This is a genomic window from Persicitalea jodogahamensis (genome assembly GCF_014651615.1).
Lineage (GTDB): Bacteria > Bacteroidota > Bacteroidia > Cytophagales > Spirosomataceae > Persicitalea > Persicitalea jodogahamensis.
Window position 1 is genome coordinate 172815 of record NZ_BMXF01000006.1, and the last position, 16087, is coordinate 188901.

General features: G+C 52.2%; 12 protein-coding genes. 9 read left to right on the plus strand and 3 right to left on the minus strand.

Annotated elements, in window-relative coordinates; all coding sequences use genetic code 11:
• The first annotated feature begins 4 nt into the window (after positions 1 to 4).
• The 3 genes from IE117_RS23275 (at position 5) to IE117_RS23285 (ending at position 4810) form a co-directional block, all read left to right on the plus strand.
• Positions 5 to 1720 carry a GMC oxidoreductase gene (locus IE117_RS23275; protein ID WP_189567903.1) on the plus strand — a complete coding sequence of 572 codons (1716 nt, stop codon included), beginning with the start codon at positions 5 to 7 and terminating at the stop codon, positions 1718 to 1720.
• A gap of 240 nt (positions 1721 to 1960) precedes the next feature.
• Positions 1961 to 3634: an amidohydrolase gene (locus tag IE117_RS23280; protein ID WP_189567905.1), complete on the plus strand. Its 1674-nt coding sequence runs from the start codon at positions 1961 to 1963 to the stop codon at positions 3632 to 3634.
• A 132-nt stretch (positions 3635 to 3766) separates the two neighbouring features.
• Positions 3767 to 4810 carry an isoaspartyl peptidase/L-asparaginase family protein gene (locus tag IE117_RS23285; protein ID WP_189567907.1) on the plus strand — a complete coding sequence of 348 codons (1044 nt, stop codon included), beginning with the start codon at positions 3767 to 3769 and terminating at the stop codon, positions 4808 to 4810.
• Positions 4811 to 4892: 82 nt separating this feature from the next.
• Here IE117_RS23285 and IE117_RS23290 read toward each other — a convergent pair whose 3' ends face one another.
• Positions 4893 to 5960, minus strand: coding sequence for a TerC/Alx family metal homeostasis membrane protein (locus IE117_RS23290; protein WP_189567915.1), 1068 nt, complete (start codon positions 5958 to 5960; stop codon positions 4893 to 4895).
• 170 nt (positions 5961 to 6130) lie between these two features.
• Between IE117_RS23290 and IE117_RS23295 the strand changes: the two genes are divergently transcribed.
• Together IE117_RS23295 and IE117_RS23300 are read left to right on the plus strand one after the other, a co-directional pair.
• Complete coding sequence (locus tag IE117_RS23295) at positions 6131 to 7375, plus strand: ABC transporter permease (RefSeq protein WP_189567917.1); 1245 nt, start codon at positions 6131 to 6133, stop codon at positions 7373 to 7375.
• 157 nt (positions 7376 to 7532) lie between these two features.
• A complete protein-coding gene (locus tag IE117_RS23300; RefSeq protein WP_189567919.1) occupies positions 7533 to 8012 on the plus strand; it encodes a hypothetical protein in 480 nt (159 codons plus the stop codon).
• Here the strand turns inward: IE117_RS23300 and IE117_RS23305 are convergent.
• Together IE117_RS23305 and IE117_RS23310 are read right to left on the minus strand one after the other, a co-directional pair.
• Positions 8009 to 8344 carry a translation initiation factor gene (locus tag IE117_RS23305; RefSeq protein ID WP_189567921.1) on the minus strand — a complete coding sequence of 112 codons (336 nt, stop codon included), beginning with the start codon at positions 8342 to 8344 and terminating at the stop codon, positions 8009 to 8011. The genes IE117_RS23300 and IE117_RS23305 overlap by 4 nt on opposite strands.
• A gap of 201 nt (positions 8345 to 8545) precedes the next feature.
• Positions 8546 to 11599, minus strand: a complete 3054-nt coding sequence (locus tag IE117_RS23310; protein WP_189567923.1) for a carboxypeptidase-like regulatory domain-containing protein — start codon at positions 11597 to 11599, stop codon at positions 8546 to 8548.
• A 172-nt stretch (positions 11600 to 11771) separates the two neighbouring features.
• On the opposite strand from IE117_RS23310, the gene IE117_RS23315 reads away from it, so the two are divergent.
• The 4 genes from IE117_RS23315 (at position 11772) to IE117_RS23330 (ending at position 16056) form a co-directional block, all read left to right on the plus strand.
• A complete protein-coding gene (locus tag IE117_RS23315; protein WP_189567925.1) occupies positions 11772 to 12809 on the plus strand; it encodes a DUF3089 domain-containing protein in 1038 nt (345 codons plus the stop codon).
• 44 nt (positions 12810 to 12853) lie between these two features.
• Positions 12854 to 13921, plus strand: a complete 1068-nt coding sequence (locus IE117_RS23320) for a mannose-1-phosphate guanylyltransferase (protein ID WP_189567927.1) — start codon at positions 12854 to 12856, stop codon at positions 13919 to 13921.
• Between the two features lie 330 nt (positions 13922 to 14251).
• Positions 14252 to 15406 (plus strand): 2-isopropylmalate synthase, encoded by a 1155-nt coding sequence (locus IE117_RS23325; protein WP_189567929.1) that lies wholly within the window; start codon positions 14252 to 14254, stop codon positions 15404 to 15406.
• A gap of 176 nt (positions 15407 to 15582) precedes the next feature.
• Positions 15583 to 16056, plus strand: coding sequence for a hypothetical protein (locus tag IE117_RS23330; RefSeq protein ID WP_189567931.1), 474 nt, complete (start codon positions 15583 to 15585; stop codon positions 16054 to 16056).
• Positions 16057 to 16087: the final 31 nt, after the last annotated feature.

The following is a 16087-nucleotide window of genomic DNA, read 5'->3' on the forward strand; positions in this document are numbered from 1 at the left end:
TCCTGTGTCCTACTTAAATCTCGACTCTATCAAAGCCCGCACGTACGACGCCATCGTAGTCGGTACAGGCATCAGCGGCGGCTGGGCCGCCAAAGAACTTACCGGAAAAGGGCTGAAAACCCTGGTACTTGAGCGTGGCCGCGACGTGAAGCATAATGTGGATTACCCCACCACCAACATGCAGCCGTGGGAGTTCGAACATCTGGGACAGCCAACCCTGGCCGAGCGGCAGGACAATCCCATTGCCAGCAAGCACTATATTTTCAAGGAAGACGCCATGCACTTCGTAATGAAGGACAAAGTGCATCCCTACGTACAGGACAAGCCCTTCGACTGGATGCGCGGCTACCAGGTGGGGGGGCGGTCGCTGCTGTGGGCGCGGCAGGTGCAGCGCTGGTCGGACTACGACTTTGAAGGCCCCGCCCGCGATGGCTTCGCCATCGACTGGCCCATCCGCTACGCCGACCTTGCGCCCTGGTATAGTTACGTAGAGAAATTTGCGGGCATTTCGGGCAATCGCGATGGAATACCACAACTACCCGACGGTGAGTTTTTGCCCGCCCTCGAAATGACCTGCATCGAGAAGCATTTCAGCGAGCAGATGGCGAAGCATTATAAGGGTACCCGGCCCGTCATCGTCGGTCGCTGCGCCCACATTACCGAGCCGCAGCAAATTCATTACGACCAGGGGCGCGCCAAGTGTCAGCATCGGGTTATGTGCCAGCGGGGCTGTCCGTTCGGAGGGTACTTTAGTACCAATTCGTCCACCTTGCCCTGGGCGATGAAAACCGGAAAAATGACTTTGCGCCCCCATTCGGTGGTGCATTCGATTATTTATGACGAGAAAAAGCAACGCGCCGTGGGCGTGCGGGTGGTAGACGCCAATACGAAGGAAATGATGGAGTACTACGCCAAAGTTATTTTCCTGAACGCCTCGGCGATCAACTCCAATCTGGTATTGCTGAATTCGACTTCCCGGCGTTTTCCCAATGGCCTGGGCAACGACAGCGGCGTGCTGGGCAAGTTCATCGGCTTCCACAACTACCGGGGCCGGGTAAGCGCCGACTACGACGGCTTCCACGATTCCACGACCGACGGACGGCGACCCACGGGCGGCTACGTACCGCGCTTCCGTAATGTGTTCAAGCAGGAAACCGACTTTCTGCGCGGTTATGCGACATCTTTCAATACCAGTAAAAAGAGTAACTCTACTGCCGGAATGGTAGGTGAGGAGCTGAAACAAAGCCTGTTTGCCCCTGACCGGGGTGGCTGGGGTATCGGCGCACAGATGATGGGCGAGACGCTGACGAAGGAGAGCAATTTCATCCGGCTTGACCCTATCCTGAAAGATGACTGGGGCATTCCGCTGCTGCGCATGTCGGTAGACTTCGACGACAACGACCGCAAAATGGTGCAGGACTTCTACGAGCAGTTCACGGAAATGTTCACCAAAGCGGGTTTTACCAATATCAAAACTGCCGACACGGGCCGTGTCCCCGGCAGCGAAAATCACGAAATGGGCGGCATCCGCATGGGCCATGATCCCAAGGCTTCGATGTTGAACAAATGGAACCAACTTCATACCGTTCCCAACGTCTTTGTGACCGATGGCGGCTGCATGGTGTCTACTGCCACGCAAAACCCCTCATTAACCTACATGGCCATCACTGCCCGCGCCGCCGACTACGCTGTGGCCGAAATGCGGAAGGGGAATCTGTAACTACGGTTTCCTATCACCTTTTTACCAGGCACACGATCTACTTATAAACTCATGTACCGTCTGCGATCCGACGGGTTGTATTGATCCGGGTAGAAGTATCACGGAAGCGATATTCTGTACTATTTCCTAGCACCGCTTGCTATCCATACTGGAAAACTACTTGGAGTTTGTTGGGAAATTCCGCAATTTGACACACCTTTTGTTTTTGATTCTATCATTTTTACGCAATTATCCTCTTGCATGAAGAAAATGCTACTTTCTCTGGTGTGGACCATTTTGGCCCTGACTGCTGCACATGCCCAATCCAGGCGTAACTCCAAAAGTACCCCCGTCGATCCCGCCGCCAAGCTGAAACAGGAGGTCGCGCTGAGCGTGGAGCAAAACGCCAAGCTGGGCCAGGAAATTAACGATATGCTTTTCAGTTTTGCCGAACTGGGCTTTCAGGAGGAAGAGTCGGCAAAGTACCTGACCACGCTTTTGGAAAAGGAAGGCTTCACCATTCAGCGCGGTATTGCCCAGATGCCCACGGCCTGGATCGCTACCTGGGGAAGCGGTAAGCCCGTCATTGCCCTCGGTTCCGACGTAGACTGCATTCCCAAGGCCAGCCAAAAACCCGGCGTCGCCTACCACGATCCGTTGGTGGCGGGCGCCCCCGGCCACGGCGAAGGGCACAACTCGGGACAGGCGTTGAATATCATTTCAGCCCTGGCGGTCAAGAAAATCATGGAGCGCGACAAGATTCCGGGTACTTTGATGCTGTGGCCCGGTGTAGCCGAGGAGCTGGTCGGTGCGAAGGCGTACTTCGTGCGCGACGGTTATTTTAAGGATGTGGACGCCTGCATTTTCACCCATGTGAGCAGCAATCTGAGCGTTGGCTATGGGGATGCGGGCAACAACGGTCTGATCTCGGTAAAATTCATGTTTGAAGGACAGGCCGCCCACGCGGCCGGAGCCCCCTGGCGCGGTAAAAGCGCGCTGGATGCCGTGGAGCTGATGAACGTCGGCTGGAACTTCCGCCGCGAACACCTCGAACTCACCCAACGCTCGCACTACGTGATCTCTGATGGAGGCGACCAGCCCAACGTGGTTCCGTCAAAGGCATCGGTTTGGTACTACTTCCGCGACCGCAGCTACCCAAAAATCAAGAAACTTTACGACATCGGCATGAAAATGGCCGAGGGGGCATCCCTGATGACCGATACAAAATTTACCTATGAGGTGCTTGGCTCGGCCTGGCCGGGGCATTTCAACCAGCCCATTGCCGAAACACTCTATGAGAATATTAAAAAAGTAGGGTTGCCCACCTGGGACGAAAATGACCAACTACTTGCCAAAGCCTCCCAAATAGAAATGGAAGCCAGCAAGATTGAAGGGTTGGCGACCAAACTCGACACCATCGGCTTGCCCGCCGATATGCCCGTGGCATCGATGGGAGGGCAAATCATGCGCTCGATGGGCGGCGGCTCCGACGATATCGCCGATATTTCATGGGCCTTGCCGACGGTAGTTCTGCGCTATCCGTCGAATATTCCCAACCTGCCGGGCCACCACTGGTCCAATGCGATTTCGATGGCTACCCCCATCGCCCACAAAGGCATTGTGGCCGGGGCCAAAGCTGAGGCCATGACGCTCATCGACATGCTCACCAAGCCCGAAGTCCTGAAAAAAGCCTGGGACTACTACCGCGACGAGCAGACGAAAGAGCTTCAATACACGCCGCTGGTCGGCCCGAAGGATTTCCCGGCCACGTATCTGAACAAAGAAATCATGGCCGAATTCAAGCCTTCTTTGGAGAAATATTACTACGAACCGGGCAAATACAAGACCTATCTTGAGCAATTGGGCATCACCTATCCGACGGTCAACGACGCGCAGCGGACGAAGATCAGGGAATTGGAAGCGAAAGGGAAGTAGTCCTTTTCAAGGGAGGCGTCGGTTGTGACGCTGGTCACGTCATCTCAAACAAAATGTCCGCTCAAAAGTATATTTGTGAATTAACTTTGCCGCAATACTCACTTTCAATTACCAACTCTCCACTATCAAATAATGAACAATCGTCGTTCCTTTCTCCGTCTTTCAGCTCTGGCATTGCCATTTCTCAAAACCAATCGTCTTTTTGCCAAAAGCGCCCTGAATAAACCCATCGTGATCTCAACCTGGGATAGCGGCAAAATTGCGAACGGCGCGGCCTGGCCTATCCTGGAAAAAGGGGGGAAGGCGATCGATGCTGTGGAACAGGCGGGCATTGCTATCGAAAACGATATCAACTGCTGCGTAGGGCTGGGTGGCAATCCCGACCGTGACGGTTACGTCACGCTGGATTCCTGCATCATGGATGAGAAGTCCAACTGCGGTGCAGTGGCTTTTTTGGAGCGAATCAAGCATCCTGTTTCGGTGGCCCGCAAGGTGATGGAAAACACGCCGCACGTGTTTCTGGCGGGCGTGGGAGCTCAGCAATTTGCCATCGAAAATGGTTTCAAGCTGGAACCAGAAGAACTTTCGGCGGGTGCGAAAAAGACTTACGAAAATTGGTTGAAGAAAGAGGAGTACAAACCCGTTATCAATATTGAACTCCAACAGAATAAAGATAGCAGTGGCAAGGAAAAAGGCCACGGCCCCTTTGCCCCGGCGCGATTCGACGACGGCTCGTTCAACCACGACACCATGGGGACCCTGGCCCTGGACGCCAGCGGCGACGTATCGGGGATGTGCACGACCAGCGGGATGGGCTTCAAGATGCGGGGCCGCGTAGGCGACTCACCCATCATCGGGGCCGGACTGTTCGTAGATAACGAAGTAGGCGCGGCTACCTCCTCCGGTCAGGGCGAGGAAGTGATCCGGGTGTGTGGCACGCACTTGGTCGTTGAGTTCATGCGCTCAGGTTTATCTCCCTACGAGGCTTGCAAAAAAGCCGTGGAAAGAATCATCAAGCCCGACCCGGAACGCGCCAAGACTTTTCAGGTGGGTTTCATAGCAGTCAACAAGCAGGGTGAAGTAGGAGCTTATTCCATTCAGAAAGGCTTCAACTACACCGTAACCGAGAAAGGGGGGACACCTCAGGTGATCAACGCCAAGAGCCACTTTGCATAAGGAGTGATTGATGGGCTGACGGGAACGCTCGACCAGTTAGACTCACTCTGTCGCTTAAACGCACCTTTTGACCCTTTAACCGTTAACCCTCTTTTACCACTTCTTCCTTGGGGGGAAACAACAGGGAAGCAATGATACTGATCGCCAGGATGGCCACAATTACGATCAGGGAATACATGTTGCTGAAGCCCCACTCGTGGAGTTGGTGTTCAAAAAGCATTTTCAGGCCGATAAAGGTCAACAACACGCCCAGGCCGTATTTAAGGTAGCTGAACATATCGATGATATTAACGAGGAAGAAGAACATCGAGCGCAGCCCCATGATGGCGAATACATTGGAAAAGAAGACGATGTAAGGATCTTTGGTGATCGAGAAAATGGCGGGGATGGAATCGACGGCAAATACCACATCAGTAAAAGCGATGACGATCATAACCACAAAGAGTGGCGTGACGTAGAGCTTTTTATCGCGCTTTCGCCGCACGAAGAAATGGTCCACTACGTAGCGCTCGAACACGTTGAGATAGCGGGAAGATAACCGGACGGCAGGGTGTTTCTGCACGTCGATCCCCTCTTCTTCGTCTTTGGTGATAAGGATTTTGATGCCGGTGTACACCAGGAAGGCCCCAAAAATGTAAAGTACCCAGCTGAATTCCTGAATCAATGCTGAGCCGAGGAAAATAAAGATGAAGCGCAGGACGATTGACCCCAGGATTCCCCATACCAGTACTTTCTTGTAATAAATCTCCCGGACGCCAAAAGAGTTGAAAATTAGGATAAATACAAAGATATTATCCACCGAAAGGGAGTACTCCACCAAATATCCCGTAAGATATTCCAGGGCCATGTTGTTCTGAAAAACAGTCAGGGCAGATTCGAAATCGGTAGGCAAAACCAGGTTGGGATAATAGATGCTTTTTACGGCGGCCAGGTGGGACGGGTCGCTGATGTCATGTACCCAATGTCCGTAAAAGCGCAGAAAAATGTAAAAGCCCAGCGCAAGAGCCACCCACACAGCACTCCACGAGGCGGCCTCTTTAAACTTGACAATGTGGCTGGTTGACTTACGGTTGAATGCTCCCAGGTCGAGCATCATGACCAGAATGACAAAAACCGTAAATCCGGCAAAAAATATGACTTCGCTTGACATGAATTCGTGCAGTGATGAATGATACTAAACAACAAAATAAGTGATTAATTCCCACATACAACCGCCCAGCTTGCCACTTATCCTTTTTGTTTTGCGGCTTTGCGCTGGGTTTTTAACTTTTGCTATATCATTTTGGTTAGCCCTATACTTTTCCGTCAGAAATCAACCCTATGAAATTCATCCGACAAATCCTTGAAAGCTTTCGCTTCGCCTGGCAGGCTTTGCGGGGGAACCTCACGCGCACCATCCTGTCTTTGTTGGGCGTCACGGTGGGTATTTTTGCCATTGTGGCTGTGTTTACCATTGTCGATTCGCTCGAACGCAACATTAAGGAAAGCATGAGCTTTATCGGCGACAAAGTGATCTATGTGCAGAAATGGCCGTGGGGGTTCGGCAATGGCGAGTACGCCTGGTGGCGATATTTTCAGTGGCCTGACCCCAGTTACCGTGAGTACAAGTACCTGTACGACAACCTGGAAAACGCCAGTGCGGTGGCCATTATGGATTTCAAGGGGAATGCCACTGTCAAGAATGGCTCTAACAGTATGAACGCGCTGATTCAGGGGATTTCCTACAACTACAACGAAATCTCGGATATAACCATCGCCGACGGACGTTACTTTTCACCCATCGAAACTGATGCCGGTCGGCAGGTAGCTATCATTGGTGCCGACATCGCCGAGACCTTATTTCCCGGTGGCAATCCCCTGGGCAAAGAGTTCAAACTGGCGGGCAACCGTTTTGTGGTAGCGGGCGTGCAGGAAAAGAAAGGAGAAAGCCTGATCGAGTTTGGCGGACCACCCGACACCAAGTGCTTTATCCCTTACAATGCGTTCGCCAAACTTTTCCAGTCGGGCCGACCCAACCCCGATATCGTGGTGAAGGGTTACGAGTCGGACGAGGGCCTGTACGAAGTGGAGGCCGAGGTTACGGGACTGATGCGTACCATTCGGGGCATTAAGCCCCGCGACGATAATAATTTTTCGATCAACCGCCCCGAAGCTGCTGCTCAGGCCATTTCGGGCTTGTTTGGCGTGTTGACATTAGCGGGCTGGGTCATTGGTAGTTTCTCGATTCTGGTGGGGGGCTTTGGTATCGCCAATATTATGTTTGTATCGGTGAAAGAGCGCACCAATCTTATCGGAATCCAGAAATCGCTGGGAGCCAAGAATTACTTCATCCTTTGCCAGTTTTTGTTTGAGGCAGTAATGCTGAGTCTGGTGGGTGGACTCGTGGGAATTTTCATTGTGTATTTGCTCACTTTTATGCCTCTGGGTAGTTTAGAGGTCGTTTTGTTGCCCAAAAATGTTGCTCTGGGTTTGGGTGTTTCCAGTGTCATCGGTATTCTGTCGGGAATTGTGCCCGCCATGCTCGCCGCCCGCATGGATCCCGTGGAAGCGATCCGGGCGAAGTGATTACTTGGAATAATGGGGGCAAATGTGGAGTTTTGTTTTTTTTGAAGGCACAAAGCTGCAAAACGACAAACCCACAATGTTTTTTAGAACCCATACGAAACTTTGTCGCTTTGTTACTTTGTCGCTTAATGTCTAAACTCCTCAAAACAGCACCACCATGCGTAAATGGGTCATACTTGGAATCTTTCTGCTGATCGTATTCGGTATATTCTACTATCTCACCTTCGGCTATTATAGCGAAGGGAAGCGCGGAGGATTTGTCATAAAGCTCAGCAAACGTGGCTTTGTCTTCAAAACCCACGAAGGCGTATTGAACGTCGGCGGTTTGTTTGAAGGAGGGGGGACGCTCAGTGCCAACCAGTGGGATTTTTCGGTCGATGCGGATAATGAAGCGGCGGTTTCCAAACTTGAAGAAGGCATCAAAACCGGGCGCCGGGTTTCGCTTACCTACGAAGAGAAATTCTTTATATTACCCTGGAATGGCGACACCAAGTACTTCATAACCAATGTAGAACTGCTGGATACTCCCGTCATGCCGCAGCAAAATCCCATGTACCAGCAGCAGCCTCAGCAACAGCAGTTGCCGCCCCCGGCGCCCGTTGAGCAACAGCGCGCGGATAGTACGGCGGTATTTTAACCCCCTGCCTTCTTGGCTTTGTAGCCTTTGTTCTGCAACCAAGTAACCACTTTGTCGCGGTGATCGCCCTGGATGAGAATTTCGTAATCCTTAGCGGTACCGCCGCTGCCGCAGGCCGTTTTCAATTGCTTGCCAAGGGCTTCCATGTCGGCCATCGTTCCCACAAATCCTTTTACCGCAGTCACAACTTTGCCCCCGCCTTTTCGGTCGAGCCACACGCGCAGGTCTTGCTGCGCCGGAGGTAACGTCTCGGGTTCATCGCCGTCGTTGGTTTGAAACTCAAAATTCGGGTCGGTGGAATAGACAATCCCGGCGCGGTTCTTTTTGGACATACTATCTCGGTTTTTTTACAAAAAAAGCTGAGCGTCAAAATCTGATAATTTCCCGACAAATCAAAAATTCTTTTTGGTGAAGGAATAGCTGCCCAAAAGCAAAAAAGCGCGGGCTTCCCCGATAGAGAGATGCCCGCGCTTTTTTAGTAAAAGGAAACCTCAGGTACAGACCGTAACCAAGCCTACCGTAAAAACCAGCCCCTAGTTCAATAATTCGTCGAACGTCAGCGAGATGTAGTACATCGAGCCCACCGACGCGCTGCCGTAGGCCTGTACGTAAGGCTTACCAAAGAGGTTGGTGCCACCCACCTTCACGATAGATTTTATGCCGGGCATTTTGAGACTTACCTGCGCATCCAGGTTGTTGATGGCCTTTACCGTCGTGTTAGTGAAGAGGTCGACTACATCGGCGCTGGTGGGCTGCACAAAGCCTGATTCCCACACGAAGGCATCCTGGTGGCGGAAGGAAGCGTTGAATCCGACGCGGTTGGAACTACCGATGCGGCGGCCAATTTTCAAGTTGTAGCGGTACTTGGGCGTGTTGAAGCCCGCATACTGCTGCTCAGGCGTTATTACGAAATTTTGCAGTTCGTTATTGGCCATATTGGCTCCCACAAAGTACCCCTTCGCCAGCGAGTAGTCCGCGCTGATGGCAAAGCCCTGCACGTTGATTTTCTCGTTGGTGTTGGCGGGGCGCGAGTAAGCTACGCGGGTACTGGCGCTGCTCACGCCCGACTCGATCGGTAGGCCCGGTGCGGCGGGTGCGGTCGGTACTACAATGATCGTTCCTCCAATGAAATTGGTGTATTGGCTGAAATAATAGTAGGCGTCTACAAATAGCTTCTTGGCGATGATTCCCTTGTAGCCAATCTCGTAGGAAGCAATCCGCTCGGGTTTGAGCGCCGGAGCTTGGTACTTGGGAGCTTTGGCGAGGGCAAAAGCAGGGGCGACCTGCGTTACGGTGGCCTGTAAGTTCTGTTGTAATGCTCCTGGTAACGCTCCTGCCACCCCCTGCTGAATGGCCGCTGCGATCGCCTGCGGATTATTGGGGATTTGTCCGGCAGCAACCCCGGCGTTGACTTGCGCCGTAACGCCGGCCGTTACTTGCTGGGTTATGGCCGCTGTGGCGTATTGCGTGGCAGCCTGAATAATGCTGGGATCGCTGGCAATCAGGCTTTTAAGATAGTCCGGGTCTAGGTTCTGGCGCAGAATTCCATTTCCCAGATTATAGCGCTGATTGAATTCGGGTAAGCCACCGATCAGGATGGCATTGGGCGTCTGCAGGTCGATGTACTGATTCTGGGTGGTGGGAATGCGGAAGCCCGACTGGTACGATAGCCGGATGTTGTTGTTGCCGAAAGTCGTCACCGCCGACATGCGGGGGGTAAACTGGCCGTCGAAGTTCTGGTTTTTGTCGTAGCGCAGCGAACCCGTGAGTTTCAGGTGGTCCTGGAAAACAGATTTGCTGGCCTGCGCAAAAGCGCCGTACTCCGTGATACCAATAGTTCCGTTGCGACCATCCTTGGTGTCGGCGAAGAGTGTGCCGTTGGAGCGCAACTGGTACTGCCGTACGTTCGCCCCGACAAGTAAGTCGACGACTTTAATCTGGTTTTTGAAGTTATAAAGTCCTTCGGCGTGATACAGGTTCGTCTTGTCGGTGAAGTTACTACCTCCTTGCGAAATCGGGGTGCTGCGCCATTTGTCGAGTGAAGCGGCGAAGGCTTCTGACCCTGGCGCTGGCATGCTTTGGTCAGAAAAGTTGCGGGCGGCGATAAGTGCCTGATCCTGGGCTACCCCAGCTTGCCGGGCTTGCAGGAATGCGACCGCGTACGTTCCAAACCAGGTAGCGTGGTCCGTAGCTTCGTTGAGCATGGAGATGGCCGCCAGGCCGGCCAGGTAGGAGCCACCTGAGCGCTCCTGCGTAGTGTAGGCACGGAGGGTGAAATTATCACCTCGAAGTTCCAGTTTGCCCTGAGTGATATTGAAGTTTCGCAGGGAGTAGCGGCCGGTTCCCGTATAAACCGTAGTCCCCGAGCCGTAGTTGACCTGCGCCACAGCCTCGATTTTGTCATTGATGCGGTAATGCAGGGCCAGATTCGATTTGAAAGATTTGGTGTTGTAGTCAACCAGGTCCCTTTCATAATATCCCGTCCGGCTTACATTCACATCCGGCAGTAGTCCCAGCGCCGCCGCAGGAATCAGGTTCCGGGTAACCAGTGACTGTCCTACCGTGCGGAGATTGGCCTGCACCTCATCGCCGTAGATATTCATCCCGTCGTAGTCATTGTCAACCCCCGCGCCTCGTGTGCCATCCTGGACGCCGCCCACGTTTAGATTGGTGTAGTCGGTGGCCTGCCAGTCCTGGGCCTGAATGTAAGAGAGATTTACCTTGAAGGCGAATTTGTTATTGAAAGCCTTAGCGTAGCGGATGCTGCCGTCATAAAAGGGAGTCGTGACCACATCGCGATTGCTGGCGCTCATGACGCCCGTCTTCACCGCCGCGCTCAGCCCCTGATACAGAAATGGGCTCTTGCTGTTCATAAGTACCAAACCATTGATGGCATTGGGTCCATAAAGGGCCGAGGCCGCGCCCGGCAGTACATCCACGCTTTCCAGATCCAGTTCGGGAATGCCCACGATGTTGTCAATCGGGAAATTCAGGCCAGGCGCGGAGTTATCCATGCCATCGATCATCTGCACCGTGCGGGGATTGCCCGTGGCGCCGAAGCCACGCATGTTAATGGATTTGAACAGCAGCCCCTGGGTAGTCATGTCGATACCTTTAAGGTTGGCCAGGCCATCGTAGAAACTGGCCGCAGGTGTGTTTTGAATAGCTCTGATATCCATGCGCTCTACCGCTACGGGCGACTGCAGAATGCTCTCTTCCACCCGCGAGGCCGACACTATCACTTCCTGACCCATAATGGCCTGCTCGGCCAGGCTTACGGCGATGTTGGTTTGGTTGTTGCCCACGGCAACCTCCTGGGTTTCGTAGCCTACCGAGGTGATCACCAGCGTGAAGGGTGGCGTGGTAGTCGTGTTGAATTCGAATTTGCCGTCGCCGTCGGTGATGGTCCCGATCACTTTTCCTTTCACCTGAACGCTGACGCCAATCAGGCCTTCTTTGGTAGCGGCATCCGTTACTTTTCCGGTTACTTTTGTGGATGCATCCTGGCCAAAGGCCAGCGAACCAAGTGTGAGCACGAGTAGGAGTGTGGTGGCAAGCCGTGCATTTTTTGTAAATAGTTTGTTCATCTTTTTCAAATTGGATGGTGTTTTTTAATGGGCTGATGATTTTATACTAATTTGAACGTAATAATATCGAATAGTAACGTCTCCGTCCAATTTTTTCTTTTTATTATCAAAAAATTACAATTTGTGCCTTTCTTGCATCCAACGAATCATCCTTAATTCTGCTTTGCGCTTGGTGCTTACCTTCATCTCCCTGATATGCCTGGCTCTTGGACCGGAAAAAGATGCTTGTGGCCAGTCGGTGATTACGGTGCCCTATGCGAAACCAATTCCGAATCCATTACCCGATTATGCGCTGACAAGTACTTGGGCCGCCTTGCCTGAGGTGGCGGACGCTGCCGATCGTGTACCGTTGCGCTCCGATTTTGAGGATCAGCAAGCCAGCGCACGCGCTGATGTCTTTTTCATTTATCCCACTACCTACGTTCAGTCTCCCGACGGCCGGTTTCCCTGGAACGCCAGCCTGGCCGACTCCGCTCTGAATCTCGCCACTGACGAAAGTACCATTCTCAACCAGGCCTCCGTATTCAACGGCTCATGCCGGGTGTATGCGCCCCGCTACCGGCAGGCGCACTTTTACGCTTTCCTGACCCCAAATAATGACGATAAGGTCCAGGCGCTGAATTTTGCCTACGCCGACGTTCGGACTGCTTTTGAATATTATCTGCAGCATTACAATCAGGGACGCCCCATCGTCATTGCCGCCCACAGTCAGGGGACGCTCCATGCCGTCAGGCTGATGAAGGAATTTTTCGACAATAAGCCGCTGGGTGACCAGCTCGTGGTAGCCTACCTCATTGGGATGCCCGTTCAGCCCGACGAATTCAGGACAATTCCGCCGGGTGGCGCGCCTGGCCAGACCCGGTGTTTCGTATCGTGGCGTACTTTTGCCAAGAACTACTATCCCGACTGGTACCAAAAGGAAGTGAATACCGCCGTCTGTACCAATCCGCTTTCCTGGAAGACCGACGATGCCTATGTTTCGCAAAAGGAAAATCTGGGTGGGGTAGGTTTGAAGTACACCTACTACCCTCAACTTGCCGATGCGCAGTGCCACGAAGGACTCTTGTGGATCAGCAAACCATACATTAAGGGCCGTGCCTTTATCAGCAACAAAAACTGGCACAACGCCGACATCAATTTATTTTGGGCCAATGTGCGGCAGAACGTACAGACCCGAATCGACGCTTTTATCAGTAAAGAAAAGCAGTAGATTTGTTTTAAACTTAAAATGTCATCCTCAAAGCTATCAACTTCATGCAAAATACTTATGTAATTATTATGGCGGGCGGAGTCGGAACCCGCTTCTGGCCTTTCAGCCGCACAAACTTTCCCAAACAGTTTCACGATGTGCTTGGCACCGGAAAATCACTGCTGCAACAGACTGCCGAGCGATTCGAGGGGATTTGTCCCATGGAAAATATATACATAGTTACAAGCAGCGAGTATAAAGATTTAGTCAAAGCGCAACTTCCGCTCCTGACTGACGATCAGATTCTGCTCGAACCCCACCGCCGCAACACCGCGCCGTGCATCGCCTACGCCAGCTATAAAATCGGCTCACGCAACCCCGACGCTAATATCATTGTGGCCCCCGCCGATCATATCATACTGAAAGAAGAAATTTTTCGCGACACCATCCGTGTGGCTTTGGGGGCCACTCACCTGAACGATGTTCTGGTAACACTGGGCATTCAGCCCACCCGCCCCGATACGGGCTATGGGTACATCCAGTACATACCCGACAAGATGACGGTGAAAAAGGTGAAAACATTTACCGAAAAGCCGCATCTCGAACTGGCTGAGCAGTTTCTGGAAAGCGGGGAATTTGTGTGGAACGCGGGAATTTTTGTCTGGAATGTTCAGACATTGAAGAGGGCCGTCAAAAAATACCTTCCTGACATAGCGGAGCTTTTTGAGGAAGGTGAACCCCATTATTACACGCCCGACGAGATCCCTTTCATCAACAAAATATATTCTCATTGCGGCAGCATTTCGATCGACAACGGTATCATGGAGAAAGCCGACAATGTTCACGTTGTATTGTCGAGTTTCGGCTGGTCAGATCTGGGTACCTGGAAGTCGCTGTACGAGATATCGGAGAAAGACGAGAATGAAAACGTTGTCGAAGGAACGGTTTTGCTGCACGGAACACGAGACTGCATCGTAAAGACCCCAAAAGACAAATTGGTAGTTATCAACGGCCTGGAGGGCTTTATAGTAGCCGAGTATGACGGTGTGCTGTTGATCTGCCGTAAAGACGAGGAGCAGAAGGTAAAGGAATTGGTTGCCGAGGCAAAGGATGTAGATGGGAAGTACGTTTAAAAACGATTGTTCGGGTAGTTGAAAAAGGTGATTAGCCACGACCGTGCAACTACCGCTAGTGGTATTTTTTCAGGGGAGGGGGTTGCACATCTCGATTCTTCGTCTTACTTTGCGGAGGAAAATCGCAGTGAGCGAAATTTCGCCAACGTATAGATTCATGCAAAACAAACGAGCCAACCTATTGATCGACCTGCTGCTAATCGCTTTTTAGCGAATGGGAAAGGTTTGGTTTGGCATATCAGGAACCCTTTCTCCCACCAGAGGAAGGGTTTTTAATTGATTAGAAAACACTATTTTCGTACTTCTTTATCTAAAAATTACCCCATACTAATGAGTCAGCGAGTTTATATCTTCGATACCACCCTGCGCGACGGCGAACAAGTACCCGGCTGCCAATTGACTACGGAAGAGAAAGTTGTCGTAGCGAAACAGCTGGAGCTTTTGGGCGTGGATGTGATCGAGGCGGGTTTCCCTCTGTCCAGTCCGGGCGATTTCCAGTCGGTCGTCGAGATTTCCAAAGCAGTCCGTGAACCGACGATCTGTGCGTTGTCCCGCGCCGTGCGGGGCGACATCGACGTAGCCGCCGATGCCCTGAAATTTGCCCGGCGGGGCCGGATTCACACCGGAATCGGCTCATCTGACATTCATATACAGCACAAGTTCAACACCACCCGCGAAAAAATCATTGAGCGGGCCATCGACGCCACCAAGTACGCCCGTAATCTGGTGGACGACGTTGAGTTTTACTGCGAAGACGCAGGCCGGGCCGATCTGGTTTTCCTGGCCCAACTCGTAGAAGCGGTCATTAAGGCGGGTGCTACGGTAGTGAATATTCCGGATACGACGGGCTATTGCCTGCCCGAAGAGTACGGTGAGAAAATTCGCTATATTTTTGAAAACGTGACGAATGTGCACAAGGCGACGATCTCGATTCATTGCCATAACGACCTCGGGCTGGCTACCGCCAATTCGCTGTCCGGCATTCGTGAAGGAGCACGACAGGTGGAAGTGACCATGAACGGCATCGGCGAACGCGCGGGCAACACTTCACTGGAAGAAGTGGTGATGGCGCTGCAGGTACACAAGGAATTGGGCTTGACCACCGGTATCGACTCTACGAAAATTTATCCGACCAGCCAGCTGGTATCCAAAATGATGCGGATGCCCATCCAGGCTAATAAGGCTATTGTCGGCCGCAATGCCTTCGCGCATTCGTCGGGCATTCATCAGGACGGCTTTCTGAAGCATTCGCTCAACTACGAGATCATGAATCCACACGACGTGGGTGTGGATAAATCAGATATTCTGCTGACTGCCCGCTCCGGTCGTCATGCTTTGAAGCACCGCATGGAATTATTGGGTTTCAACTACGAGCAAGACGCCCTGAACGAAGTGTACGATCGCTTTCTGGCAGTAGCTGATGTTAAAAAAGAAGTAAATGATAAAGATTTGGTAGAGCTGGCTCAAGCCTACGCCGCGGCCTGATAGCAGCCGTCAGCTTTTGGCAAAAGGCCACCCCGGGATGCCCTTTTTGCTTGTTTGTGGAAAACATTTGTTGGCGAAAAAAGGTATTAAAGATAGACCGATTCTCAATGGAATTGTAGTTTCCGGCTTGTTAAATAAGCTGCCCATTGTCAACTTTCCACTATCAATCAATTGAAATGGCTCAACCTAACCTGACATTAATAGACGCACTCCGCCGCACTGCAGCAAAGCTCCAAAAGGGGGCTCCCTACCAGTGGGGGCACATGGGAAGCTGTAACTGTGGCAACCTCGCGCAGGAGCTTACCACGCTTACCAAAGCTGAAATTCATGAACATGCTCTGGCTGTCGGCCGTGGCGACTGGCAGGAACAGTTGAACGACTATTGCCCTACCAGCGGTCTGCCAATGGATTTGCTTATCGCTGATATGCTCGAAGCCGGACTTACTTCCAGCGATTTGCAACATCTGGAAAGGCTGACCGATCGCCGGATCTTGGAGCGCCTGCCTAGGGAGAAGCGGTACCTCCGGCATAATTTCCGTGATGATGTGATACTATACATCAATGCCTGGGCCGATTTGCTGGAAGAACAACTTCTGAATAAAATCAAACTACCCAACCTGGAAGAGATTGAAGAAGGGGTACTTGCCTGATGGGGTGAGGTGTAATTTATCAAGGCATAAA